Here is a 26,274-nt window from a genome sequence, read left to right as displayed (position 1 = left end):
GGCTATATCCTCCGCTGTGACGGATGCGTCTCGGCACGATGAGAGGCGCTGTCCTTCCATACCGCGACGATCAGTACCGCCAACATGCCACTGAGTCCTACCAGGAGACCGCCCATGACGAGTTCCATGACAGGCTCCTTTCTATCTCGAAGGGGGAACGTCTTGTACTGCAGCCGCCCTAAGAAGTGTCTCCACCTTACGGATGCAGCAACAGCCGTGCCACCACGAGTGGTACGCACGACTCCCGGGCGACGGACAAAATGTTTTGAAATTCGGGTGAGAGAACACTCGCTTCTCGCAGGGGGAACCGTGCAGGAAAGAGAGTGGCCGGTCTCACTGTATCGGATCAGATGCAAGGCGTATCTGATCGGATACCGGAGTCGGGCAGAGGCGGTCTCGTTGAAGTACAGCAAGAAGGTTGCGCGAAGAAAATAACCTGGCTGATGCGCTCACCGGCACGGCGGCCCGAAGCGGTTACATCGAGCTACGGGAGGCCCCAGCTTTTTAAATGCGAAATCGTGATCAAGGAGAGGATTCTCCAGGGGCGGCCCGCGATTTCTGTGCGGGGATGGTGACGACTGCGATAGCGATAACTGGCCCTTGCACAGCGGACCGTGCGACAGGCGAGACGTTCGAAGATCGGGTCCGCGGTGCCTCAATACCGCACGGCGGTGTGCCGGTGCGAGGGCCGTACCATTTTGTTGCGAGCACGTCCTGGAGCATCACTCTGTCCAGGCACATGGCTGCCACCAACCGCTTCAGCTTGGCGTGCCCCTCGTCGAATCGCTCGAATTGGCGGGCCTGTCCGGATTCTAGCCCCGCGTACCCGCCGCTTCCATCGATAGAAGGTCTGCTCGGCAAGTCCGAGATGGCGGATGCGATCCGCGACCGGGCTCCCATCACGGCCGGCCTAAGTATGGCCACGATCTGCCCGACACTGAAGCGCGGACGTTTCACGGCCTCTTCTTTCCCCCGTCAGAAGGCGATTATGCCGGAAACTCTCCCTCAGATTGGTACAACACCAGCGTGGTCGACCACGTACCGTGCTAGCGCGTACAGCCAGACTCGAATTCAGGTTTTCCATCACCGCGGCATAGAAGAGTGCCATGAAGTCAGTAGTCATTTCGGCATAAAGCGTTGTCTCAGGCCGTATGCCGCGGCTCGGCTACAGTTGGGTTGTCGGCTACCGACGAATTGGTCTTCTTCACGGTTCCGGGAGTTGCATTCATCCAGATGCGACCGGCAGCGATGAGAAGGACGAGGCCCCCGAGTAGAAGAAAGAAGAGTGCGACCATGATGACACCTCCTGGAGGTGGGTTCGCTCGTCGGTGAGCCATCCGCAGAGAAGCGAGTATGGGCTACCCGATGCGCAAAGCCTGTGCCATGAATGGCAAGACTTTCAACTACGAACGTGCGGAGGGAAGATCTGTAGATATTTTCACGACATCCCGCGCCAAGGTAGGATCGAATAGTTCCTGCGCAAGTATACGTAAAGCCGAAAGGTGTATCGGATCGGATTCGTGACGTATCGAATGCGATACGAATTCGCCCATTGAACTTCTTGTTCGAAAGCTGCGGATAGGGTAGGCGGAGGAATTCGAAACTCGAAAGAGCCAAAGAGATCGACAGAGACCCGTCACTCGAATAGACAAAGGAAAAAGGTGCCGCGTCTCCGTTAGGGACGAAGACGCGGCAGATGGCGTGGAGATGAAGGCGGTCTACTCAGCGCTGGATGGGCACAATCCAGGAAGCGTGAGATACGGGCGGTTGAACACAACCGGCGACGGGAACCGGCTCTACGCCACGCCGCGATGTGCTTGCGCACGGTGCGCTTGGTGACTGGTTTCCAAAGGTGCTTCTGTCGATACGTGAATAGAGCAATCACTGTGCCGTCGAGTGCCCAGCATGTCAGGACAATCCATGAGCGGCCCACATAGGTAAGGGCCAATTGCTTAGTAGTTGAAGCGCAAGGAGAGTGAGCCGGCGTGAATGAGGGTATCGTAGCGTCCGTCGACGGTGGGATTTTGATTGCCGGCGACGGTTCGCACCTCATACAGCGCGGCTTGGTACGCCAGATCGATGGCGAATAGTTTTGGTTTGAGCGGACCTATCCCCAAATCGCCACACCGTATCAGCCCGAGAAACGACCCATTGGCATAGCAGGCGAATCCGATGCCGACCGAAGGAATATGTGAGTTGGCCGAAGGGACGCCTGGATTGAAGGTGCGGTCAGGAATCTGGGTCTGCTGATTCATGTATCCCGCCCGCAGGGCGATGTCCCAATCCGGCAGGGCGGGCAGGTGAAGCCACCGATATTCGGTTCCGACCATCGCCGTATAGCCGCTTTGCCAATTTTGTGGAAAGGGAAGCAGGGCGCCGTTGGATAAATGGATATCGAGGGTCCGGTTCGATTTCCAGCCGACATAGTCCACATCGAATTCCAGCTTCCATTCGCGATCCGGCGTGCGCACCGGCCAGACGGCGATGCCGCCGGAGAAGACCTGCGGCAGGACAAAGGTGGCGGCCGTGTTGGCGATTGACGTGCCATTGACCAAAAAGTTTCCGGTGAGATGGAAGGTGGCCTGACTGCGATAGACCATGCCGATGTTGACGAGGGGCTTGCCCTCGCTGTTGCGGTAGGGTGTGTAGAGGAGGCTGACGTTGAAGCCTGCGGTGGTATCACTCCCGTTGATTTCAACCAGCGAGCCGGCTGGAATGCCTAACCCCCCTGGCCAGACAGATTTCTGCTCCAGGTGTCCCTCACCGAAGAGCCCGGAAAAGGTATAGATGTCTGCCCCCAAGCCGAATGACAGTTGATCGTTGAGCTTGTAGGCAAGGGTAGGTTTGATATCGAGCAAGGGCAGCGTGGTGAAGGTCAACGCGCTGCGAAAGGGTCCATCGTTCGGATATCTGGTCAGTGAGCCGAAAGGATTATTCATTCCGATTCCGGCGCTGAAATCTCCCAACGCCGCGAAGCCGAGGTCTTTCAGATTGGCGACCAGGTAGACGTGGCCGGGGGGAGGCCAGGCCAGGCTACCGTTGCGATCTCCTGTCGCATGGGCGCCGGTCGGACTGGTGAATTGAGTGGTTCCACCGATCAGCGAGGTGCCGAAGAGGGTTTGAAATCCGTGCAGCTGAGTCATGCCGGCGGGGTTGTAATGCAATGCGGATGGATCGTCCGCTTGGGCGACGAACGCATTGCCCATGGCGGCGGCAGAAGCCGATTGTCCCTGGAGACGCGGGCTCTGCGCCTGAGCGGGAGTCGTCACGAGGAAGAAACCTGGGAGGAGCAGCACCAGGGACAGTCCCAGGGTGAGACGGAATTTCCGAGAGCGTATCATAGCATTATCGTCCTATGCTCGGGTCCGTTTTGCTCGAGCCGGCCAGGAACCAGTGGTCGACGATGTGTCGCAAGCGGGCGGCGTCGAATGGTTTGAGGAGATATCCCTGTGCGCCGGCTTCTACTGCCGCCATGGCGCGATCCAACGCCTCTACGGCCGTCATCATCACCACCGGCAACGAAGGTTGTTGGGGGCGCAGTTGTCGCAACACCTCAAGGCCATCCATCTCCGGTAAGGCGATGTCCAGCAACACCCCGTCGATTGGCGCCTCCGCCAGGATGCGCAAGGCCGTTCCACCGTCTGTAGCCGTGTCGACGTGAAATCCGTCCGATTCCAGCCGATCACGCAGAAGGTCGCAAATATCTGTGTCGTCATCGACCACCAGCAGTCTGCGTCGGGCGGCAGGGAGTGGAGCAGCGGGTTCTGGCGCACGCGAGTGTAGAGGCAGGGTGAACGAAAACTCCGTGCCTTCATCAACCGTGCTGTGAACCATGATGCTGCCGCCGTGCAGATCCACCAAATCTTTCACAATCGCCAGCCCGAGGCCTAACCCCTTCGTCTGGCTCCGCTCTTGATGGTGCACGCGGAAAAACGGATCGAAGAGTTTCGGCAGGGCGTCGGCGGGGATGCCTTGACCGGTGTCGCGAACGACGACACGGGCCATCTCATGATCACCGACCGAAAGGTTGATGGAAATGTGTCCCCCTTCCGGAGTGTACTTGATAGCATTATCCAGCAGATTCGTCAAAATCTGGCTGACGCGATCCGGATCGGCCCAGACCAGCAGCGCCGGGTCAGGACTGTGGAGTTCGATCTGTAAGTGTTTAGCGATCGCGAGAGGCGAGAGTTGTTCGATGACGTCGCTGACCACTGGTTGCAGCGCCACGTGGTCGAAGGAGAGAACCAGTTTGCCCGCTTCGACCCGGGAGAGATCGAGCAAATCGGTGATCATGCGCGCGAGCCTGGTTCCATTGGCTCTGATCCGGGTCAGATATTGCTCCTGCTTCATGTTGAGCGAGCCGACCAGTCCCTCGAGCATATTGTCCGCAAACCCGACGATGCTGGTGAGAGGGGTCCGCAATTCATGGGAGACGTGGGCGAGGAATTTTGATTTGAGCCGATCCATTTGCTTGAGTTGCGCGTTGGCCGCCTCCAATTCGGCGGTCCGTTCACGAACGCGGACTTCCAATCCTGCGTTGAGCGCCTCGATTTCCCGGTAGGCTTGGGCATTGTCGAGGGCAATGGCCACCTGACTGGCCAAGGTCATCAGCATGTCGAGGTCGTCCTGGGTCAGCGCCTGGTTGTGCGTGCGATCGACCGAAAGTGAGCCAATCACGGCGTCGTGTGTTTTCAGCGGAACGGTAATGAAGGATTTCACATTGACCATGGCGATCAATTTTTGATCGAACGGGTGCAATCGATCCCAGATCTCATGCACGTTATTCGTCAGCACCGGTTCGCCGCGCAAAAACACGGCGCCTTCCACCGACTCCGGGTCGGTGACTGACACCTCCTGCGTACGCAAAAAATCCGCTACTTCCTGCGGGATACCGCGCGCCCGAAAGTCGTGCGAGACCTGTCTGGTTCGATCAAACTGGGTGATCATGGCGCGATCGTAGTGCAAATCGCGGACGATGGTGTCCAAAACATTGGTCAGCAGCTCTTCGCGATCGAACGTCGAGCTGAACAACAATCCCGCGCGGTGAAGTGTCGTGAGGTCGTTCACTTTCCGGCGTAACGTCACCGCCGTGCTTTGTTGTTCGAGGTAGGCTTCGCGTAGTTCCTCATGCCTGGCATCGACAACCTGTTCTTGATCTTTGATCAAGCGCTGAAGGGGTTTAGTCGCCTGCCGCATATGGCTGGTAATCATCCACCACAGGAGAGAGGCGGGAACGGCGGCAAGCCCCAGTGCTTCGAATGTGGGAACGTCGGGCCAACGCAGGTGGACATAGGTAAAGGTGCCACCGGCTACCAGCGTCCACATGGCGAGGGGGATGGAACTCCGGACTTGCGGAGTCCAGGTAAACTCCCATTCGCAGTATGGATCGCCCTTGGCGGTGCACGAGAGGTCTTTGACCGTGGCGGCCGGTGTGCCGTGCAGCTGCGTTTGCACGCGCGCGATGCTGCTCTTGCAGGACAGGCAGATCACGTCGACGCAGCGTTTCCGGTAGGGACCGAATTGGACAAGGGCCCGTTCCGTAAATGTCATGCGAAGAACGGCCGAGCGTCTGGTCACCCGACCGACTTCGAACTCCAACACATCGCGGACATACTTCCGTCCGAAGGAGGGCCACATCTTATAGAGTTGCTGGGTTGAAAACGGGCGGCAGAGAATCTGGATGAGAGGCGGAACCTTCCGGTCCGTTCCCACGTTGACGTGGAACTGGGGGTCTCCGGATAACTGTTCGCAGAATTCTCTTAGGTAACACACGAATTCGTAGGAGTAACTATTCCAGATGTTGCGAAGAAAATCGGGTGTCACGTGATAGGTGCGGTCAGGGAGGCGGGCATTGAGCAGACGGCAGAGTTGATCCAGGGCTTCGGCCGCTTTCGCGGAGCCGGCGGTGCGGCCGAGGTAGTCGCACATGTAATCCACGTTGGATTGGACGACAACGCCGCTGATATCGGAGATCTTTTCGCCCTTATCGTTCAGGCCGAAAGGGCGAAATTCCATGAACGGACGCTCGAGAATTGAGTGGTCATTCGAGAGAAGGTCGGTCATATGGGAGCAGCCTGATTCCCTGTGTGACGCCTCACGGCAGCGTGCCGTGGCGGCCGGAACATACGTAACCGGTCTGCCGGAGGCGAGTCCATCATACCGTCACGGTCAAGGAGCGCTCGCCTCCCGGGCGGGGTATGTTATTCAAGATCCCGGCAGACCGGGGCATTCCGTATCACAAGGCGGTCGAGGTCACAGGTCTTCAGGTACTCGATGATGGCCCAGCGATCAGCGATCGGTATTTCACATCCTAGTACACCGGGTTCCGCCACCTCTGACCCGCAGTGAGACCCTTTGAATTCATGCCCTTCCATGCTGTTGCCTGGAAGCTGAGTTTTAAATTCAAACCCTGCCAATGGATCGCGGAAGGTCGGAGAATCGTGGCATTCCGAGACGACGAAGCCGACCTTCACCGGATCGAATTCCATGTTCGGACTGAGATAAAAGCAGGCAGGCCGATCCTTAGCCGGAGAAAGTAGTGCGTAGAGGTTGGGAACGGACCCATTGTGAAGGAATGGAGCGGTTGCCCAGACGGCGAGATGCGGGCGCGCGATATATTGAGCCTTGTCCCGCCACGTGTTGGTGAGATGTTGGTAGTCAGGGTCGCTCTCCGCACCGGTGAGGGTCATCAATTCCGTAGTCACCAACTGGGAAGCGTCTTTGGCCGAGAGGCGGCCCAATCCAAGACGTTCGAGGTCAACGGTACGCCGGGAAAAATTCTCCAGATACAGGCTGTCGGTGCCGACCTCCTTCTGAGGGATCATCGTGACGTGCAGGCTCGGGCCATTCGGATTCGGCGAATCGAGCTTCGTGGCGACATGGCAATGGGCGCAGAGATTCGGCAGGCCCTTGAGCTGGTTGCCGTGATAGAGATCTTTTCCTCTTGCAGCCAACTCGCGATTGATCGGAGGAAAACTCGTCGGCCATCTGGGTGGGTGCAGCCGTTTCGCCAGGTCTTCCAAAGTTTTCAACGAGGCGACATCAACCGACGACCGAAAGATCTCTCTCTTTTCCGAAGGCGTGTGCGGAGAGGTTTTTGTCCAGGAGAAGAGGGCCGCGTTTACCCCAATGACTTGGGCGATATTTCTGGCGAGCGGATGTTGGATGGAGCCGGCCCACTGTACCCAGTCATATTCCCACACACCCCAGAGCGGCGGAATGCTCACCGGCGCGTTGGCAGGCCTGAGGTTGTCCGGATTGAGCGGTGCGAAGACTGTATTGCCGCCACGCCCGAGCGCATCGAACCGTCCAGGCCCCCACAGCGCCGGTGAGGCATCTCTTCCACCTCTGGCGACCAGGTCCTTCATAACTCGTGAAAATTGTATGGCTAAGGCAGTGATATTCTCTTGAGTCAGCGGCTGTCCACGGCGCTGTAGAACGCGAACCGCGAAGGCCTGGAATTTATCGGGCGCTTTCAACTCACCAAGACTCTCCAGCAGTATGTGCAGGAAACGCTGGTTGTATTGGAGGGATGGCCCCCCTTCGATACGAACCGGGTTGCCTCGGTAGGTGAATTGAGTCGTGTGGCAGAATGCACAAGTTAACCCAATAGTCGGCTCCGGGACGTTCGGCCCTTCGGCCTTCGTAAATCCGATCGGGAGTTTGTCGGGATGGGTCGGGTCGGGAATGATGCCCGTTCGGGAGAAATTGTTCTTCAGTGGCTCGTCTTCCAGGACGACGAACCAATCATACGGGAGCAACAGGGTGCCGGCGGACGTATGGTACCACTGTTGCCGGTCTTGCTCCGTCCATCCTTGAGTGTCGGAGGAACTGTCTGTGTGCGGAGGAGGAAGGTCAATTGCCTGGCAATGGACGGTCGACAATGCACAGAGGATCGCGACAAGCGCCAAGACGCGTCGAGGGAGGAAATACATAATTCGACTCCTCATAGTGGAGGGATTGGCCGAAGGATTATGCATGATCAATCCAGACGTTCATCAACCTGATGCCTAGGGACCATTCTTTCGCTCTCAGCGACATGGCTCTGCGGTTCTGATGCGGGACGTACTCAGTCCACCAGAGTATGAAAAGCAACTCATATGCCATGGGTGCGGGAAGGGTACCTGGATCGGTACATGAAAGCCATGTATTTTTGAGAAAGTGCGTGGGGGGAGCAGATTTGAAACCAGTCTAGCCCGGTATCAAGCAGGTATCGAGCATCTCAAGCAGAAGAGGTATCCGAAGAGATACAGCGTAGCGGAGAACGCAGTTGAGGAGGAGGGGAATGGACTACTGATGGAGATGTTTCATCGCGGCGGCGCAGAGGATGATGAAGAACCCCATCCAGAGCGCGGCGCGTTGAAAGGGAATCGACTCGTAATTGTCGCCTTCCTCTTCTTCGTCCTGATCTGATTTGAAAATGACGGTATAGAGGAACAGCGTGAGGAGGCACAGGACTAAGATCAGCTTGATGCAGAAAATCCAGAGGTATTTTGGATGGTTCTGCATGCCCTGGCCAGTCTGCGAGACGAAGATCTGATTGACGTAATGGAGGTTGATGCCACCGGTGAACAGCAAGACGACCAACAGGATCCCCGCCACCCGCTTGTAATGCTTGTAAAAGGCGTCAGTGATGGGGCGAACATATTCCTTGGGCAGGGCGGATTCCCGGAGTCCCGGCTTGACGGCCATCACGATGAACGCGAGCCCGCCGATCCAGATGACGGCTGAGAGGAGATGGAACCAGTGATTGACGATTGGAATCAGCTGATTCAGGTCAAGGAAAATGCTTTGTACGGAATCCATTCTAGATCGGCCAGGGGCGGATAGCGCAGGGAGTGTGGTCTCCCGTAGGCACGTGTCTCTCGCCGGCTCCTAGTCCTTCCCTCTCATATCGAAATTGAAGACCGGCGCGTCGTTTCCGAAACGTTTCTTTCGCAGCTCTTCCATCAATTCGACGGTTACGAGGGTAATACCGTTTTCACGGGCATGCCGTTCCACGCCCTTCTTCACCATGGCACGGAGAAAGTAGGGAATCCGGCTGAGTCGAAGCTCTGAAGCGTTATCCCACGCAACTTCGCTTTCCTCGGGTGTGTTGAATGCGACTTTGATCTTCTCGCCGCCCTTGGGCGTGTAGAGACACCATTGGTCCTCATCCAGCCAGTCGCCATGATCCACATAGGGACGTGCCCGGCAGCCTCCGCAGATATCCGTGTATTCGCAATCTCCGCATTTCCCCTTCAGCTGCGGGTAGCGGAAGGAATTGAACACATCCGACCGTTCCCACAAATCAGCGAAGCTCGTCTCTCGGACATTGCCAGCCGACAGCGGCATATAGGGGCAGGGCGTGAGTTCGCCGTTCGGCGTGACGCGCGCATAATTGGTTCCGGCGAGGCAGCCGCCGCCCATGTACCCGGTGGCTTTGGTCAACGGGGAATTGGGATCCTTTTCGTAGGCCAGCCGTTTGAAATGCGGAGCACAACGCGCCCGAACCAGCATGTCCTTGTACTGGTCCTGGCACTCCACCAGATAGCCCAGCACTTCTTCGTATTGTTGGGGTGTAATGTCCGTCAGTTCTTCGCCGCGTCCGGTGCAGACCATGAAGAACACGTTCAGGACCCGCGCGCCGAGAGTATGGGCCCATTCCACCACGGCAGGCAGCTCCTGATAGTTCATGGGCTGGGCGCTGAAATGCACTTGGAATTGAAGTCCATTGCGCTTGCACGCCTCGATACCGGCCAGTGCGCTGGCAAATGCACCCGGTACTCCGCGAAAGTGGTCATGCTTGTCGGGATTGAGCGAATCGATGCTGATACCGACTCCCATCACGCCGATTTCTACCAATGTCTTGGCCATGCGATCGTTGATCAACATGCCGTTGGTGCCAAAGACGACGATAAAGCCCAGTCCTACTGCATGGCGGGCAATGTCGAGAATGTCCGGACGGACAAGCGGTTCTCCGCCGGTGATGACCAGCAGACACCCTTTATTCACCTCGGCAATTTGATCGATGAGACGGAAGCATTCTTCCGTGCTGAGTTCATCTGATCCGCCGCCGGCTTTCGTCGTGGCGTCGAGATAACAATGGTCGCACTTGAGATTGCATCGCTTGGTAAGGTTTAGGGCAACAAGATAGGGTTTGAAGTCATCAACGGTCCGGCCGTCATTTGGCGCTGCCGCCGGAGAGGTCGGGGAGATGAACTTCGAGATCTGCTGCTGAAGTGACTCGAGCTTATCCCCAAGAAACGGGATATTGAGTACCGGCAATGATTTTCCCATCAGCGGTTCGCCCCGGTCTTGGAGGAACCCGTCAGATTGGCAATCATGTCCTTGAGGTTACCGGTCTTCATGGCATCCGCCATGTAGCCCTTGGCTTGCTCAATCCCTTCGGTCGCCACTTCAAGAGTGATGACCGTCGTGCCGATCTTGTCGGCATGTTTCTCGATCAAGGCCTTCGTGCATTCCCGCATGAATCCTTCCGGTGCTCGATCTAAGCGTCCTTGTGCGTCCGGGGTCCAGGTATAGGGAGATGACGGTGCTTGTGACGCCTGAGCCTGCTCAGTACCGGTTCCGTTCGCCGTCCCGGTCTCGGTTCCGTTGGTCGCCGATTGGTCGGCTGAAGGTTGGGCTGCGGTCCCGGTCCCCTTGTTCGCAAAGATTGGGGTGTAGTCTTCAGAGGCCGCTTCCTGAATCATAGGGCCGGCATATTCGAGGGTGATCGTCGTCATGCCGAGTTTACGGGCGCTCTTTTCGATCTTGGCTTTGGCCCGGCGACGCTGGAATCCGGCCGGTACCGCGCGAATCGCTTCCTTGGCGTCTTTTGTCCACTGCATCGGAATGTCGTCATAGGCGACGTCGGTCTCGAGGCCGCCCTCCGCTTTGGCCGCCGCTTCGAAGATCGATTTGTCCACCTGTTTGAAGCGATCGCCTTCAGCGCTGCACACGGGGCATTTCACGGGGGTGTCGCCCTTGCCGATATATCCGCAGCCGTCACACACAAAGTAGTTCTGGCTCATTCGATCCAGGTAGGCCTGCGTGCCGGGGCTGTGGGCCGGTTTTTCTTCCACAACTTGGGTCATCATTCCGCTCAGGGTGGAGCCCATCAGATCCTGCGCGACGGAATCGTCCGCCTGCATCTTGTCGCGATCAATGCCGGCTGCATCGAGGTTCCCGCCGAGCGCCCGCATCGCGTCCATGGCGCCCTTCGGAAGGATGTGTCCGACCGCAGCATCGACGACCGTATTGCTGATGATCGTGTGCCCCTTCTCGATGGCATAGCGATGGATGGCGGTCTTGGCGACCCCGCGGGCAAACACGGGAATCCGTTCCATGCGTCGCAACGCTTCTTCCGTCCAGGCGATGGTGTACTCCGCCTGCGTATCGATGGGCGGGACATACTTGCGGTTCGACACCAAAATATTGCAGGCGGCGGAGCGCAGCAGGTTTTCCGTGTTGCTGCCGATGTCCATATCCTCGTCGCTGTGGACGCCGATCCGGCCCACGATGAGGAGCCAGGGATTCTCTTTCCGCACGTACTGAATGATTTTTTCGAAGGCCTTGCCGTCCAGCAGGGTTGTTTTGACGTCGGTCTGTTCGGCTTGGGCGATTTCGCGAGAAATATCGAGGTGTGATTGGTAGATCTTCGCCAGACCGCTGTCGATCACTTCCTCATGCAATTTTTCCTGTTCTTTGAAGCGAAAGACCTTGCCGGCCTCTTCATTGAGGACGCCGGAGATGCTGTGAAACGCCGCATAATGGAAGTAAGGATCGAAGGCGGAAATGACTTCAACCGGGATATTGAAGGCTTTGCCAAGCGCCAACCCGGTCATGAGTCCGCCGAAGGAATAGGGGCTGCCGTCTACGGCCACGACGATCTTGCCCGTGCCGACAGGCGTCGGCTGTTTGATGATCAACATGTCGGAGTTTCGCACCCGACGCAGGACTCGCTCGGTGTTGCTGCCGATGACGCTGTCTTTGACGGCTCCGACTCCCAAGGCCCCCATGATCACGAGGTCGTAGGCGTTGGTATTGATGTCCTCGGCCAGCACCTTCCAGTTGCGGCCTTCCAAGGAGCGGCGTTCGACCGGTAGATTGGCCTCATTACATTTCTTATCGACATAGTCGAGGTAGGAGTCGGTGATGATCTGAAGTCCGCGGGTAATCAGCGAGTCATGGATCTGGCGTTGCCGGTCGAGTTCTTTCTCGTCGTGATATTCTTCCGGGAGGCCTGCCTCCATCTGCTTAAATCGCTTATCGTGCATCTTCGCCGCGTAGACATGGCTACCCACGATCTTTGAACCATAGGTTTTCGCCAGCTCAACTCCGACATCGACGGCTGTATTGGAATGGTCGGAATTATCGACCGGGATATAGATCGTCTTGTACATCGAAACGCCTCCTAGGCAAACACTCTATAGGGGGATGAGATCAGAGAACCGCCGAGAATTCAAACGGTTGAATGGAACTTTACCCCAAAAGAAGCGGCATGATAGCACCGTGTTCTCGGGGAATGCAAGCAAACCGACGGTGGTCAGAGGGCCTGTGGATAGTCGCTAACTCATTGGACTCACAGCCGTCTTTTCCGTGGGAGCGGCTGTCGGTTGAGCGGGTCGGCGTGACCGGAGAATCTCTTCCAGGGTCAGGAGCGCTTCTCGTCCCGAGTTATTCTGAATTCCTCGAATGAGATTCGCATCGGCATAATGAGCCTGATCCGGCTTGGCCTCTGAGGAGGTCGTTTGAGAAAGGGATCCGGTCCATGCACGAGGATCGCGGCTGCCTTCTTTTTGTTCCCACGCCGCCAGGCAGGCCTTGGCGATTATCTTGTTGAGCGGCGCCGGATTGTACAGCAACTTGCGAATGCTCGTCGGTGTCAGCATGAGCGGGTTATACCCGGACGAGAGATAGCCCTCTTCCAGCAGCCGGTGTTCCAGGTCGGTATTGGGCTGAATTCCGAGGAAGAACATGAGGGGGAACACACGGTCCTCTCCTAAAATCGACGCGACCTTCTTGTAGGACTCGACGCTCTGGAGCAGGCTCTCTTCCGTCTCCTTCGGGGAGTTCAGTGAATAATTGAGGATCACCTTGCCCTTGAAACCGGCTTCGGCCAGATAACGACAACCGTCGTAGAGGCGTTCGAGTTTGAAACCCATGTGCAGGTTATTCAACACTTCCTGGGACCCGGAGGTGATGGCGACTTCCAGATCTCCGACACCCGATCGCACCATCAGCTTGGCCAACTCCGGCGTAATCAACGAGGTGCGGATATAGCCGGACCACTCAATCTCGAGCTTCTCGCTCAGGATTCGTTCAAGAATCTCCGTGCATTGGGGATAGGCCTCCTTGCCCGTGATGAACTGGGCATCGGTGAACCAGAACCGACGGGCGCCCCACTGATGATAGTGCTGAGCGATGTCCTTGACGACCATTTCCGGCGGGCGATACCGCACCCGTTTGCCTTCAATGTAGGGATAGAGGCAGAAGGCACAGTCGTAGGGACACCCGCGTTTCGTCTGGACGCCGATTGATTCGTCCATATACGAGGCGTGCTGCGGGAAAATCGATGTGAGATAGGGTAGGTCGACAGTCAGGGCGTCCAGCAGTGCCGGTGAGCCCTGATTCCCCTTGCGTGTCTGTGTTCCTTCCCGAATGATATAGCGTTCATTTTCAAGCGATTCGCCGTTGACGACCTTGAGAATCGCATCTTCCCCCTCACCCAGGATTCCAATGGTGCCTTCCGGAAGTTTCTCGATCAATTGATCGGCAAACGCCGTAAACGCTCCGCCGCCGATCATGATCTGAGTTTTGGGGAACTCTTTCCGGATCAACCAGGGATACGACAGGTTTGCCCGAATGTGGCTGTAATACCGGTAGAGCTGCTTCAAGCCGGCGAATGACGCGGCCACCCGCTTGATCGGATTGCTGGCGAAGTAAAAATTGAAGGCGTGCTCCAGCGAGGCGTCTCCCTCGTGGGGGGAAAAAATCTGAATGTCCCGCCACGAAAAACAGACCAGATCCGGCTTGAACTCCAGCGCGGCATCGCGGATGGCTTGCGTCCGTTGCGATTCGGAAAACAGTGATAGATCGAGAATGCGCTGCCGCACTTCTGGCTTCCGGCGATGGATAAAGTCCGCCAGATACGTCACGCCGATCGGGTAGACCTTTTTGCAGGGGAGAAAAATGTAGAGGATGGAATTCATCAGCCATCAGTCGTCAGCTCATAGCCATCAGCCTTCGCTGAGAGCTGAAAGCCAAGCGCGTTGTTGTTATTTCGTTGCCACGTGGATGGCGACAATGCCTCCGGTGAGGTTCCGGTATTCCACCTGGCGGAACCCGGCTTCCCGCAGCAGCGTGGCCAACCGTTCTTGATCGGGAAAGGTTCTGATCGAGGCCGGCAGGTATTCGTAGACCCCGGTCCGATCACGCGCAACTTTGGTGCCGATCCAGGGAAGCAGACGAAACGAATACCAATCGTAGAGCGCACGCAACCAGCCATAGGCCGGACGGGAAAATTCCAGGCAGACGAAGCGGCCGTCCGGTCGCAAGACCCGCCGGATTTCTGTGAAGGCCTGCGTCAGGTTGCCCACATTTCGCATGCAGAAGCCCGTCGTCACGGCATGAAACGTGTTATCCGGAAAGCCCAGTTGCTCGGCATTGGCCTGCAGGCACGTGATCCGGTCGAGGAGTCCTCGCCCTGTCACTTTGCGAAGACCTTCGGCCAACATGGCATGGTTCAAATCGGAGGCGACGACATGGCCCTGTTCGCCCATCTTCGGTTCAATCAGCAGCGCGAGGTCTGCCGTTCCCGCGCCGATGTCGAGCGCCCGTCCGTTCGTGACCGTGGGCACGTAGGAGGCCGTGAGGCGTTTCCAATGGTGATGGAGGCCGAAACTGAGCAGGGTATTGTTGAGATCGTAGACGCCTGCGATCGCGGTGAACATGCGCTGGACAGCTTGTTCACGTGCCTGGCCGGACCAGGTTGAGACGGCTTTCGCCGCCCCGTCAGCACTGTCGGGTATGGAGGATTGTTCTGCCCGCACCATGGGAGGGTGGTAGCACCCGCTTTTGCCTGTTGTCAAGGTCGCGGGTCTGCTCGGGCAAAGGGGGCGAAATTGAGCGGCTAGCCGAGTTGCCGGGCGATGAACTCAGGCTGCCGCACGTGTGTCGGTCTTGGCAGCGCTGTCCTTCCACTGCCCCACTTCTAGGCTCTCCAGCCAATCAAGCAGTTTGCCGACGTTTTCACCTTCGAAGATCGACCCGTGTTGCGGGCAGATCATCTTGGGCTTGATGGCACGAACCCGTTGAACCCATCCGCGCAGGGCCACGGTGGAGGGCATCCAGCGCAAATGAAACCCTCGCATATATTGAATGTGTTGTTCGAAGTCGGCGACGACCAGACTGGCATGGTGATCCGGGACCAGGGCGCCGCCGATGTCACCCGAAAAGAGAATGCCGGCAGCCGGATCGTAGAGGGAAAAATTGCCGGAGGAATGACAGTAATGGGCCGGGACGGCTTCAACCTCGGGCCCTTCGTCGCCGATTCTGATACGCATCCCCTGGTCCGGAATGGGGGTCAGCATAATCACGGCGCCGGTGCTAAAGTGGCTGACAAAACCGGTCCAGAGCCAGGAACAATAGGTTTTGATCGCGGGGTTCAGGTCGAGCCACATCGCAAGTGATGAGCAGATGTCCGGGTCCTGGTGGCTGGCGAAGATGACTTTAATATCCTGCATCCGGACATACTTGGCCAGTTCGGCCAGGACTTGGGGAAAAATTTGAATGCCGCCCGGGTCCAGCAGCATGGCGTGGCCGCGGTGGATGATCACATATTCATTGGTGTCGATGACATGGTCGTCCTTTTCAGGATCCCGGCCGATGACGACCCATTGATGGTCATCTCTATTGAACAATACCTTACTTTGCATAGGTATGCCCTTTCAGCAGCAGCTCGAGAAGTTCTTGCCCGTGTTCGATGGCATCTTTCATCGAACGGGTTTTGTTATCGAGATCATCGACGACACGGCTGATTTCAGCCGCCAGGTTCTTGAAGTTGGCTTCCGCCTCTGCCAGCCCGGCCGCCTCAGAAGAGATACAGAACGCCATATAGCGCGCGGTGAGTCCAATCATCTTCAGGCCATTCAGAGCCTGTTGAGTTTCCCCCAGACAACGCAGGGCATCCTTGAGCCGTTCCTGTAACTCAGTGAGGTTGGCCTGGCAATGATTCACCAGGTACAGGCGATTTTCCCGCTCAAGAGCCCCCACCGCCGTGAAGGCCGGATGTTGCGTCAATTGGGTGACGTCAGCGGCCGTGGTAAAGCGAAGATGAGCGAGTGTGTCTAAGCTGGTGGACTTGGATGACGGGTCACCCTGCGTCATTGCCGAGAGGAGACTGGCGATCAATTGGTGGTATCGCCAGATAATATTCGAACTGCTGGCGGTGACCTTGGCCAGTCCCGCACAGAGATGCTCCAGAGCTTCCACTTCCGGCCGGATTTCTTTGGGTGTGTTGTTTAGGATCTCGACCAGTGCCAGCATGGGCCGGCCTTTTCCGCCAGGGATTTTCGCGGCTTGGACCACGCCGTTATTCGCGAGAATTTGCATGGAGAGCGAAAGCTGCTGCAGTGATCGGCCGACGTTGAGGATGTCGACCGTGATCCCGAACAGTTGATTGATATTCCGTTTAAAGAGGCTCAGTACGTCATGCATGGCGGTCGTAGAAATCGTGGGTGGTTGTGGTTCGGGGCGAAGGCTCCCGCAGTTCCCTATCGGCGCATTTATGGAAAACTAAAATCCGTTCCGGCCGATCCTGGAGGGGCGTCGGTATTTTGACGGTCTTGTTGGCTCTGGCATCACGGTTGCTTTCGCCGGATGCCAAGACTCCGAGCGCGGCGTGATATAATCCCGCGCTTATGAGTAATTCCATCATCATCAAAGGGGCGCGTGAACATAATCTGAAGAATCTCGATGTCGAGATTCCACGAGACAAGCTGGTTGTCATGACCGGCCTGAGCGGGTCGGGGAAATCCTCCCTCGCCTTCGACACGATTTATGCGGAAGGGCAGCGGCGGTATGTCGAGTCGCTGTCCGCCTATGCCCGGCAATTCCTCGAACAGATGGGGAAGCCCGATGTGGACTCCATCGAAGGGCTGTCGCCGGCAATCTCGATCGAACAGAAGAGCACCAGCCATAACCCCCGGTCCACCGTGGGGACTGTCACCGAAATCTATGACTATCTGCGGCTGCTCTATGCCCGGGTCGGGCACCCCTTCTGTTTCCAATGTGGACAGGAGATTACCGCGCAGACGGTGCAGCAGATGGTGGATGCGATCTGCGAATTGCCAGAAGGCTCGAAGTTCCAGATTCTTTCCCCTATTGTCCGCGGGCGGAAGGGGGAATATCGCAAAGAACTCCTGGAGATGCGGAAGGCCGGATACGTGCGCGCGCGTATCAACGGCGAGATGGTTGATCTGGGCGACGACATCACGCTCGACAAACAGAAGAAGCACACGATTGAAATCGTCGTCGATCGGCTGGTGATGAAGCCGGGTGATGCCTTGATGCGACGGATCGCGGATTCCGTCGAAACCTCGGTGAAGCTGGCCGGAGGATTGGTCGGGGTTCTCTCGGAGACCGGCAAACTGCATCTCTACAGCGACAAGCTGGCCTGTATCAAATGCGGAGTCAGTTATCCGGAAATCACACCGCGGGTGTTCTCGTTTAATAGCCCGCACGGCGCCTGCCCGGCCTGCGACGGGATCGGGTATGCCATGACCCCCGGCGCTTCTGAAGAGGAAGACTTTACCCTGCTCGAACGCTGCGAGACCTGTCAGGGAGCGCGTCTTAAGCCGGAAAGTCTGGCGGTGAAGATCGCCAGGAAGTCCATCGCCGACATTACCGGCCTGTCCGTGCGCGCGGCGGCGGATTTTTTCGCCACGCTCAAATTCACCGAACGTGAACTCGTCATCGCCCATCGCATCCTGAAGGAGATCCGCGAGCGGCTGGGATTTCTGGTCAACGTTGGACTGGATTATCTGACCCTGGATCGTCCGGCGGCGACCCTCTCGGGCGGGGAGGGGCAGCGTATTCGATTGGCCACACAGATCGGGTCCGGGCTGGTCGGTGTGTTGTACATCCTGGATGAACCGTCGATTGGACTCCATCAACGGGACAACCGGCGACTCCTGCAGACGTTACTGCGCCTGCGCGACCTCGGCAACACGGTGATCGTCGTCGAGCATGACGCAGAGACGATGGAAGCCGCGGACTATATTCTCGACTTGGGACCGGGCGCCGGCACGCATGGAGGAAGAATCATCGCGCAGGGCACCCCGAAGCAAGTTAAGGCCAATCCCGATTCGTTGACCGGCCTGTACCTGCGCGGTGCGCAGATGGTGTCCCTTCCGCAGCGCCGCCGCACCCCGAGAGGGTTCGTCACGGTCGTCGGGGCGAAGAAACATAATCTGAAGGGCGTCAGCGTCAATGTGCCGCTCGGCCTGTTGACATGCGTCACGGGTGTGTCGGGGTCGGGAAAAAGTACTCTCGTGCTCGAGGTGCTGTTTCACTCGCTGTCCCAATTGCTCTATCACAAGAAGCCGAAAATCGACGGCTGCAAAGAAATCACGGGCGTGGACGCGCTGGATAAAATTATCGACATCGACCAATCGCCGATCGGGCGCACACCCCGATCGAATCCCGCCACGTATACCGGCCTCTTCACCTTCATCCGCGATCTGTTTTCAAACTTGCCGGAATCCCGCGTGCGGGGCTACAAGCCGGGCCGCTATAGCTTTAATGTGAAGGGCGGGCGGTGCGAAGCCTGTCAGGGCGATGGGCTGATCAAGATCGAGATGCACTTTCTGCCGGATGTCTACGTGACCTGCGAGGTCTGCAAGGGGCAGCGCTACAACCGCGAGACGCTGGAGATTCAATACAAGGGGCGCAGCATCGCCGATATCCTCAACATGACGGTGGATGACGCCTTGGAGTTCTTCGAAAACATCCCTTACATCAAGGCGAAGTTGCAGACGCTCCACGACGTGGGATTGCACTACGTCAAGCTCGGGCAGTCGGCCACCACCTTGTCGGGCGGCGAAGCCCAGCGCGTGAAACTCTCGCGAGAACTCTCCAAACGTCCCACCGGCCGCACCATGTACATTCTTGACGAACCCACTACCGGCCTCCACTTCGCCGACATCCAACGTCTGCTGGACGTGCTCGACCGTCTGGTCGAGACCGGCAATACCGTCCTGGTGATTGAACACAATCTCGATATGATCCGCAATGCCGATTGGATCATCGATCTCGGGCCAGAAGGCGGCGACCGGGGCGGCGAAATCGTGGCCGAAGGCCCGCCGAAAGAAATCGCCAAGGTGAAGCGGTCGTATACGGGACAGGTGCTGAGGGAGGCGGGGGTGTAAGGGATGGAGTCTTCGGAGTCGGCATGATGCGAAGGATCGAAGTTGCTTCCGATCCGCTCCGGTGCCGTGCGCGACTGTGAGGCGCGACCGAAAGTCGCATGCCGTCGCACAACGGCAGGTTTATCCGCTACATCTTTCCACACCCGCCATGCCGACTTCCAAAGGCTCCATCCCTCACACCCCCGCTAAGAAGGAGAAGGGGGGAACGGGCGGACTGGCCATCCTTCTTGCTCGCGCAACCCGCGGTCTGGGAAGCCCCTCGTTCGACGAACGCAGTGAAGGACGAGCCAGCCAACCCGCTCTGAAAGAAGAATGCTGAAGACCTTCTCGTGACAATTATTCGCCATATCCTTCTCGGACTAGTCCTGCTTGCGAGTCTACCTGGCTGTGGTGTGGCGGATGGCACAGGGTATTTGAGGATAGAGGGTTACGTACTCGATAAAGAAGAGCGTCCCATCTTCGAGTACGATGTCTGGATTCGTGTTCAGCCAGGCGAGCTAGCAGACGAAATGCTCCGTACGGACTCCGAAGGTAAGTTTGTGCTTTGGCGGAGCGGAGGCATTGGTGGTCTCATGATTCTTCCCATGGCGCTCATTGTGGCTCCCATAAGCGCAATAGTGGCGGCAGTTACTCCTTGGAGCTTTAGGGAAGTGCATGAGTTTTTCAGCCCGGCCTACTTTCTTGGGGAAAGCTGCCTTCCTCATCCGGCAGAAATTCGAGTCGATGCAAGTGCAAGTAGGGGTGCTACGACGTTTTCGAGGGGGGACATCGTGAAACGCCTGTACAAAGGAAAAGAGTTCCCACAGGGTAAGGGTTGTACGCGAGTATATGAACTTGGCCAGTTCAAGGATAACTCTTTCGTCGACCGGTCACCTAAATAATGATTGCTCCTGTGCGTCCCAGGGATATCATCACGGCTTGGTAGGAAGGATCAGATGCATACCATTCTCTTGCTCACCATCTCCAACATCTTCATGACGTTCGCCTGGTATGGGCATTTGAAATACAAGGAGTCGCCGCTGTGGATCGCGATCCTGGCGAGTTGGGGCATCGCGTTCGTGGAGTACTGTTTCCAGGTGCCGGCCAATCGTATCGGCCATTATGAATTCACAGCGGCGCAGCTCAAGACGATACAGGAGGTGATCACGCTCATCGTGTTCTGTGTCTTCTCCGTCGTCTATCTCAAGGAAGATCTGAAATGGAACTACGTAGTCGGCTTCGCCATGATGATCGGCGCCGTGTTCGTGGTCTTTAAGGAATGGTGATGTCGCACGGCTTCATCGCAGGCATTTGCCTTTCCGTTGCCTGTTGCGCAGTGCGCCCGCATACCGGTGTTCTCCCCCTGTTGAACCTTCCATCCTCCCATCTGAGTCCTCTCACTAGGGCCTTTCCGCTCTCTCTTCTAGGGGAATAACTAGGATCTCCTGTTTCCATGTCCATGTACAACAAGGCGAGTACTACGTTGAATGCATCGCCTACGCCGGCAAGATATGGCCAAGATATGAAAAGGAGGTCCGCGTGAAATTATTCCCATCAATCCACCGATTAGCTGTGGCTCTCGGTGTCGTTGCCGCCAGCTTCATGGTCGGGGGTTGCAACACCACCAAAGCCACGGTCGATACGACCGTCAATTTCTTCTCCAGCACCAGTCCGAATGAGCTCTTTACGTCCGATGGAATGGTCGTGAAGGAACAGAAGATCAATTTGTTCGCAGGAGTCGCCTATGAAAACCTCCGGCAGGAGGCCGCGACCGGCAGTGGTCAGTATGTGAGTGCGTTGGCTGCTCTCTACGAGATTCCAGCCGGCAGGCAAGGGGAGTTCGGGCAGGTCCTTCAGCGCAAGCACGCGGCCTTGTTTGCGGCTGATCTTGAAGAGGACCGGACCGCGCACCTGAAGATGGTCGCGGCGTTGAATCGGGAGCTTACGGCGGCGGCCTTATTGCCGTGAGCCGGGTTGGCAAGGAGGCATCCATGGGACCGATGGGCAAAGGGTTCATTCTCTGGTTATTGGGCGTGCCGGCCAGCATTCTTGTGCTGCTCTGGTTTTTGGGAATTTTGAAGTGACTCTGTACGCGCTGAGGCCGGAACGCGGCGCACAATGCCACGGCGCGCGCGTATGAGGGCACAGACTTCAAGAGGGCGAAAATCGCGTTACGCCGGGACAGCAGGAGCCGAACTTGGGCAAGCTGGACACGACGAACGACATCGAGTCGCTCACGATCACCTGCGGGAAGTGAGCGGGTGGAAGGAGAACCGGTCCGGCCTTCAGTGAAACCAGCGGTCGTACATATAGAATAAGTCGAGCGTCAGGCGGGCGCCGAAGGTCGGGCCGTAATCTTTCTGGTTGATGAGATCGTTCCAGGTTTCGAAGGTAAATGCAGAATAGCGCAGCGCCAGCGACACGAAGCGTTCTTCCAGCGCATCCCCCCGATGGTCCACGAACAGACCGGAGTCCACGGTCACCGCCAGTTCAATTTCCCAGGGCGTCGAATCTTTCCAGCGGTGATAGTTTCCCAAGCCGACCGAAGCCTGGGCAATGTACGATTGCGGCGCGACCTGGTGAAAGGCGGCGCCGCTGAACGGACGGCCGTAGCGCGCGAGGGCTGAGACGCGGAGGTAATCACCCAAGACTGGAATCGGATTCAACAGCGCAAGCCGACGAAAACCTGCCTGCACATAGGGCTCGTAATACAGAGACCCACCGGCGCCTCCCAGTCCGGCGAAAAAGACGTCGCTCGATCCCAACAGGCCGAACCACCGTGTCATGGTCCCACTCAGCATGAAATCATCCGCCTCCCGCTTCTCTCCGACCGGCACCGGCGTCAAGCCGCGGAACTTATGCACCACATCGTTCTGCAGGAAGCGGCTTGGGCCGTCTCTGGTGGGTCCGCCGCCTGCCGTGAGATTGAGATTCCATCCCGGCAGTTGAGCGAGCGGTTTGGTCCAACTCAAGGCAAAGAAATTAAAGCCCATGGTCTGGTTGATGTCGTTGTAGCGCTTGCCTTCTCCGTCGAACTGGGTAAACCGGTCCAAGACCGCGGTGCTCAGGGTCAGGGTGGGGTCATGGTCGGGAAATGCGATCGCGCCCCAATGCACGCTTTGGGGCGGGGATTCAGCGCGGACAAGGCTGGGAACTATGCAGAGCGCGAGGGTGAGCGCAACGATCCATTGACGATTCATACTCATACGCGCGCGCATCCTGCCAGTATCGTCATGACATTGGCAACCATGTTTTTTGCGGAGGGGTGGGCAAGTGAGTAATTGACGGCTGACTATGGAGGAGCGCCGCGGCGACTTTCCAGGAAATTTGCCGATGGAGTGCGGGGGGGCGAGGTGCCGCCTCTGAACTTGAACGCAACGGGTAGAGGGGCGGTCGGCCCAGCGCCGCCGGCCGGCCTGCAATCGCCATGGGGAACACAAGACACGTCCGAGAGGCAACGCATAGAACAGGGCCAACAGGAAACGCGTGCTGAGGGGGCTCGAGTGGAACCTGCGGTGTTCCTCTCTTCGTTGTTCGATTCGAGCGGAATCCCGAGGCGGGACTGGGTGACGGACGGACATGATGTCTGATTCATCGTCGACTCGCCTCACTGGATGAGGAGCGATCTCCATGAACGGTCCCCAACGCGGGCATCGGAGGCCTCCGTATTCTGGAGCCGGAGGCCGGCGCACTCATGTCAGATCCCAGCACGGTTTTGAGGTGATGTTCGAATGCTCTCGCGGTGCGGTCCGGGTCGATTGCAGCTTGTAAGCGACCGGCGTGATCGCGGAAGGCGGGAGTGTCTAACAGACGCTCACAGAGTTCTGTCACGCTGGTGCGCGAGGTGGTCCCCGCCCTGAGATAGTCACCCGCGCCGCTCCGGCGGACATACTCCATCATCAAATACTGATCGAGGTTGCTTGGAATGCCCAACACCGGTGTCCCTGCCGCCAGCGCTTGGTAGACGGTTGCACTGCCCCCGTTGCAAATGACCAGATCCGCCCGGGCCGCCGCCGCCTGGCCCGGCACATACCGCGCGACCCGCGTGTGCGGGGGAAGGCGCCCGGGAAGGGCGCGTCCGGCAGTGGAGACCAAGGCGCCGATACCAAGCTGCTCTAGCGCTTCCAGAATGAACGGCATGAGGTCGGCCCGTCCGGACGTGCCGAGGCTGACATAAGCCATCCGTCGTGCCGCCGGCCACGAGTCCCACCAGGGCGGAGCCGAGTCCGGCGACCAGAGAACCGGACCGACATAATGATGGTGCCGCGGCCGGCCAAAGGTCGGGACAAGATCAGGCACATCGGCGTAGAGGGTCACATCGGCGTCGGTGAACTGATGCGAAAGGCTATACCCCAGGGCGGGCAATCCATAGTCCCGGCGAACCCGGTTTACCGGATACGCTTGTTGCGCGAACACGAAGGGACGCATGAACGTGAACAGGGCTTGCCCGATCTGCGGACCGAACCGATCCGTGATGGGCAACTCAGGAACGACGAAATGCTGGCGCGCGAACGGACTCCAATGGGCGTTGGTGACGGTGAGATAGGGAATCCTGGCACGTCTCGCGCTCACGGAAAGCGACAGACGAAAGTCCCCGACGACGGCGTCGGGGTTCAGCTGGGCGAGCAGGCACAGATCGTCTTCGACGTAGTGATGCAATTCTTCCGTGCGGTACAGCGGGTCACCCGAACGCAAGCGGTCCTGAAATTGTTGACTGCCGATCGTTCGAATCGGATGGAGAGTGGCCGGCACGGATTCGAAGAGATGGTGATACCGCCGGTCGCAGGCGAGGTGGATTTCGTAGCGCTCCGGATCCAGACCGCGGGCCAAGGCCACCGCGCGGGCGACATGGGCCAGCGTCACGGCTTCGGCCATAAACAGTATGCGAGGCTTCTTCGCCGGCGGCCGTGTGAGCTCCAGGTCAGTTCCACATGGAGAGGGTGGAGCCGGGGCGATGGCCTGTCGTCGACGAAGCAGCATGCCGGATGCTCCCAGCCAATCCGCCAGGAGTTTTCCTGCGACCATCCGGGTAATGGCGGCAATGTCGCGGCCGCTTTGAAAATGGCTTTGCCGGAGATGCCGTCCGTAGATGGCAGATATGGGAACCGATCGGATGGGAATGCCAGCCCGGCCGGCCTCGATCAGGATCTCGCTTTCGAACACGAAACCCGAAGCCGCATCGCAAGGCCAACCGGCCGCCGTCCAGGCGGAGATCGGATAGAGCCGGAAACCCGACTGGCTGTCCTCGACCATACAGCCTGCGGCCAGGGAGATCCAGAAATCGGCAATTCGCTGTGCGGCAGCGCGGAGCCGGGGGATGGTGTGCCGATGACGTCGCCTCGCTGCGACCACGATGGCGAGCGGGTCACGGCGGTGCATGGCGAGCAAATCCGGAATGTCCGCCGGGTCGTGCTGCCCGTCCCCGTCGAGCGTGATGATCGCGCCCGCTCCCTGCGCGACGGCATACTGCATCCCTCGCCGGAGCGCGGCGGCTTTGCCGAGATTCTGCGCATGTCGCAGAATCGTCACCGGCAATTCGCGCAGCGACGACACGGTCTGGTCGGTCGAGCCATCGTCCACCACCACGACCCGCTCGACGTAGCGTAGTGTCCGGGAGGCGACGCGGTGAATCGTCCCGGCTTCATTGTAGGCGGGAATGATGGCGATCGCTTCTTTGTCCCGTTCCCTCATGCCTGGGCTCCATTGATCGAGATGATCTGGCCGGAAACATAGGCGGCCGCGTCGGAGACGAGAAACGAGACGAGAGCGGCCACCTCCTCCACGGCGCCGGCGCGTTTCATCGGGACCAGCCGTTCGATGGCGTCCGCACCGAACGTGTCTTGCGTCGCTGATGTGGAAATAATGCCCGGGGCTACGGCATTGACTGTGATGTGACGGGAAGCGAGTTCCAACGCGAGCGCTTTCGTGGCGCCATGGAGACCGGCTTTCGCCGCGGCATAATTCACCTGGCCACGATTGCCGATGACCCCGCTGATCGACGTGATGGTGACGATGCGGCCCCACCGGGTCCGGATCATAGGCATCAGGAGCGGCTGCGTCACATTGAAAAATCCATTTAGCGACACATCGATCACCCGCTGCCACTGGTCGAGGGTCATGCCAGCCATCGGGGCGTCGTCATAGATGCCGGCGTTGTTCACGAGGACCTGAATGGGGCCGGCCGATTGCAGGCGCTCCAATGCCTGCCGGGTTTGGACGGCATCCGTCACATCGAAGCACAGGGCGTCGGCTTTGCCGCCCTTGTCACGGATGGTCTGCGCGACCGCTTCCGCCCGGTCCATGCGGGTGCAGCCATGGACAACGATCTCGAATCCGAGCTCGCCCAATGCCTGACAGACGGCCTGCCCTATGCCACCGCTGCCTCCCGTCACCAGCGCGCGCTTGCTCATGCGGCTCCTTCACGTAAGTGGGGACGAACCTCGTCGGGAGTATCCGGCAGTCGCATCACGGAAAGCCGGCCGCTTAGCACCGTTTGTCCGTCTCCGGTCACCGTCACGTCGTAGATGCAGCCCTGCTGGTGGCTCAATTGAAGCCTGGCGAGGATCGTCAGCGCGCCCTTCAACCCGTCTAGGTGAGACAGCGTCGTCCTGATATTGCGGAGAGAAGCCAGCACCCCTTCCCTGACGCGCTGTCCAGGACCTCCACTGACCAGGGCGGCATGGGCGGCAATCGCCTGCGCGCCGTATTCGATGGCGCAGAGGGTGCGAAGGCCGCTGTCGTCGCGCAAGGGATTGTCCGGCCGAAGGTGGCTGGTGGCGCGGCAGACGATATGGTCCGCATCCCATGCGTCGACTCCATCGAGCAGGCACATGGTCCCGCGATGAGGGACCAGCTGGGACATGTCGCCACAGTAGTGTTCCAT

The 26,274-nt window shown here is 58.3% G+C and carries 17 protein-coding genes and 1 pseudogene; 4 read left to right on the top strand and 14 right to left on the bottom strand.

The window, feature by feature from the left end; translation table 11 throughout:
- Positions 1-1,952: 1,952 nt before the first annotated feature.
- The 10 genes from GDA65_14580 to GDA65_14535 form a co-directional block, all read right to left on the bottom strand.
- The gene (locus GDA65_14580; GenBank protein ID MBA5863918.1) at positions 1,953-3,341 is read right to left on the bottom strand and encodes a long-chain fatty acid transporter; all 1,389 of its coding nucleotides are present in this window, start codon (positions 3,339-3,341) and stop codon (positions 1,953-1,955) included.
- Between the two features lie 4 nt (positions 3,342-3,345).
- The gene (locus GDA65_14575) at positions 3,346-6,063 is read right to left on the bottom strand and encodes a response regulator (GenBank protein ID MBA5863917.1); all 2,718 of its coding nucleotides are present in this window, start codon (positions 6,061-6,063) and stop codon (positions 3,346-3,348) included.
- A 137-nt stretch (positions 6,064-6,200) separates the two neighbouring features.
- Positions 6,201-7,934: a hypothetical protein gene (locus GDA65_14570; protein ID MBA5863916.1), complete on the bottom strand. Its 1,734-nt coding sequence runs from the start codon at positions 7,932-7,934 to the stop codon at positions 6,201-6,203.
- Between the two features lie 355 nt (positions 7,935-8,289).
- On the bottom strand, positions 8,290-8,805 hold the full coding sequence (locus GDA65_14565; GenBank protein MBA5863915.1) for a DUF4149 domain-containing protein: 516 nt from the start codon (positions 8,803-8,805) through the stop codon (positions 8,290-8,292).
- 69 nt (positions 8,806-8,874) lie between these two features.
- A complete protein-coding gene (locus tag GDA65_14560; protein MBA5863914.1) occupies positions 8,875-10,278 on the bottom strand; it encodes a radical SAM protein in 1,404 nt (467 codons plus the stop codon).
- Entirely contained in the window at positions 10,278-12,386 is a 2,109-nt protein-coding gene (locus GDA65_14555; GenBank protein MBA5863913.1) for a universal stress protein UspA, read from the bottom strand. Before GDA65_14555 ends, GDA65_14560 begins: the two co-directional genes overlap by 1 nt.
- 165 nt (positions 12,387-12,551) lie before the next feature.
- Positions 12,552-14,195 carry a radical SAM protein gene (locus GDA65_14550; protein ID MBA5863912.1) on the bottom strand — a complete coding sequence of 548 codons (1,644 nt, stop codon included), beginning with the start codon at positions 14,193-14,195 and terminating at the stop codon, positions 12,552-12,554.
- Positions 14,196-14,261: 66 nt separating this feature from the next.
- Positions 14,262-15,038 carry a ubiquinone/menaquinone biosynthesis methyltransferase gene (locus tag GDA65_14545; GenBank protein ID MBA5863911.1) on the bottom strand — a complete coding sequence of 259 codons (777 nt, stop codon included), beginning with the start codon at positions 15,036-15,038 and terminating at the stop codon, positions 14,262-14,264.
- 102 nt (positions 15,039-15,140) lie between these two features.
- Positions 15,141-15,920 carry an MBL fold metallo-hydrolase gene (locus tag GDA65_14540; protein ID MBA5863910.1) on the bottom strand — a complete coding sequence of 260 codons (780 nt, stop codon included), beginning with the start codon at positions 15,918-15,920 and terminating at the stop codon, positions 15,141-15,143.
- Positions 15,910-16,701: a hypothetical protein gene (locus GDA65_14535; protein MBA5863909.1), complete on the bottom strand. Its 792-nt coding sequence runs from the start codon at positions 16,699-16,701 to the stop codon at positions 15,910-15,912. The genes GDA65_14540 and GDA65_14535 overlap by 11 nt, the downstream gene beginning before the upstream one ends.
- A gap of 203 nt (positions 16,702-16,904) precedes the next feature.
- Here GDA65_14535 and uvrA point away from each other — a divergent pair, with 203 nt between their 5' ends.
- The 4 genes from uvrA to GDA65_14515 all read left to right on the top strand — a co-directional run bounded on the left by uvrA (position 16,905) and on the right by GDA65_14515 (position 21,359).
- Entirely contained in the window at positions 16,905-19,412 is a 2,508-nt protein-coding gene (gene uvrA / locus GDA65_14530; protein ID MBA5863908.1) for an excinuclease ABC subunit A, read from the top strand.
- A 329-nt stretch (positions 19,413-19,741) separates the two neighbouring features.
- Positions 19,742-20,293: a hypothetical protein gene (locus tag GDA65_14525; protein MBA5863907.1), complete on the top strand. Its 552-nt coding sequence runs from the start codon at positions 19,742-19,744 to the stop codon at positions 20,291-20,293.
- A 54-nt stretch (positions 20,294-20,347) separates the two neighbouring features.
- Positions 20,348-20,677, top strand: a complete 330-nt coding sequence (locus GDA65_14520; GenBank protein MBA5863906.1) for a hypothetical protein — start codon at positions 20,348-20,350, stop codon at positions 20,675-20,677.
- 253 nt (positions 20,678-20,930) lie between these two features.
- Positions 20,931-21,359, top strand: coding sequence for a DUF3015 domain-containing protein (locus GDA65_14515; GenBank protein ID MBA5863905.1), 429 nt, complete (start codon positions 20,931-20,933; stop codon positions 21,357-21,359).
- Positions 21,360-21,676: 317 nt separating this feature from the next.
- Here GDA65_14515 and GDA65_14510 read toward each other — a convergent pair whose 3' ends face one another.
- The 4 genes and pseudogenes from GDA65_14510 to GDA65_14495 form a co-directional block, all read right to left on the bottom strand.
- On the bottom strand, positions 21,677-22,597 hold the full coding sequence (locus GDA65_14510) for a hypothetical protein (protein ID MBA5863904.1): 921 nt from the start codon (positions 22,595-22,597) through the stop codon (positions 21,677-21,679).
- A gap of 1,795 nt (positions 22,598-24,392) precedes the next feature.
- A pseudogene (locus GDA65_14505) lies at positions 24,393-25,082 on the bottom strand (glycosyltransferase).
- Positions 25,079-25,801, bottom strand: coding sequence for a 3-oxoacyl-ACP reductase FabG (gene fabG / locus GDA65_14500; GenBank protein MBA5863903.1), 723 nt, complete (start codon positions 25,799-25,801; stop codon positions 25,079-25,081). Before fabG ends, GDA65_14505 begins: the two are co-directional and overlap by 4 nt.
- Complete coding sequence (locus GDA65_14495) at positions 25,798-26,274, bottom strand: hydroxymyristoyl-ACP dehydratase (protein ID MBA5863902.1); 477 nt, start codon at positions 26,272-26,274, stop codon at positions 25,798-25,800. The genes fabG and GDA65_14495 overlap by 4 nt, the downstream gene beginning before the upstream one ends.

The sequence above is a fragment of the Nitrospira sp. CR1.1 genome, from assembly GCA_014055465.1.
In the GTDB taxonomy this organism is placed as follows: Bacteria; Nitrospirota; Nitrospiria; order Nitrospirales; family Nitrospiraceae; genus Nitrospira_A.
The sequence above is the reverse complement of the archived record's forward strand: the minus strand, read 5'-3'. Positions and strand labels throughout refer to the sequence as shown.

What these genes read in the sequence shown, in the direction of transcription:
- GDA65_14580 (MBA5863918.1), bottom strand. Translation starts at nt 3,341, where the DNA reads ATGATACGCTCTCGGAAATTCCGTCTCACCCTGGGACTGTCCCTGGTG.
- GDA65_14575 (MBA5863917.1), bottom strand. Translation starts at nt 6,063, where the DNA reads ATGACCGACCTTCTCTCGAATGACCACTCAATTCTCGAGCGTCCGTTC.
- GDA65_14570 (MBA5863916.1), bottom strand. Translation starts at nt 7,934, where the DNA reads ATGTATTTCCTCCCTCGACGCGTCTTGGCGCTTGTCGCGATCCTCTGT.
- GDA65_14565 (MBA5863915.1), bottom strand. Translation starts at nt 8,805, where the DNA reads ATGGATTCCGTACAAAGCATTTTCCTTGACCTGAATCAGCTGATTCCA.
- GDA65_14560 (MBA5863914.1), bottom strand. Translation starts at nt 10,278, where the DNA reads ATGGGAAAATCATTGCCGGTACTCAATATCCCGTTTCTTGGGGATAAG.
- GDA65_14555 (MBA5863913.1), bottom strand. Translation starts at nt 12,386, where the DNA reads ATGTACAAGACGATCTATATCCCGGTCGATAATTCCGACCATTCCAAT.
- GDA65_14550 (MBA5863912.1), bottom strand. Translation starts at nt 14,195, where the DNA reads ATGAATTCCATCCTCTACATTTTTCTCCCCTGCAAAAAGGTCTACCCG.
- GDA65_14545 (MBA5863911.1), bottom strand. Translation starts at nt 15,038, where the DNA reads ATGGTGCGGGCAGAACAATCCTCCATACCCGACAGTGCTGACGGGGCG.
- GDA65_14540 (MBA5863910.1), bottom strand. Translation starts at nt 15,920, where the DNA reads ATGCAAAGTAAGGTATTGTTCAATAGAGATGACCATCAATGGGTCGTC.
- GDA65_14535 (MBA5863909.1), bottom strand. Translation starts at nt 16,701, where the DNA reads ATGCATGACGTACTGAGCCTCTTTAAACGGAATATCAATCAACTGTTC.
- uvrA (MBA5863908.1), top strand. Translation starts at nt 16,905, where the DNA reads ATGAGTAATTCCATCATCATCAAAGGGGCGCGTGAACATAATCTGAAG.
- GDA65_14520 (MBA5863906.1), top strand. Translation starts at nt 20,348, where the DNA reads ATGCATACCATTCTCTTGCTCACCATCTCCAACATCTTCATGACGTTC.
- GDA65_14510 (MBA5863904.1), bottom strand. Translation starts at nt 22,597, where the DNA reads ATGAGTATGAATCGTCAATGGATCGTTGCGCTCACCCTCGCGCTCTGC.
- fabG (MBA5863903.1), bottom strand. Translation starts at nt 25,801, where the DNA reads ATGAGCAAGCGCGCGCTGGTGACGGGAGGCAGCGGTGGCATAGGGCAG.
- GDA65_14495 (MBA5863902.1), bottom strand. Translation starts at nt 26,274, where the DNA reads ATGGAACACTACTGTGGCGACATGTCCCAGCTGGTCCCTCATCGCGGG.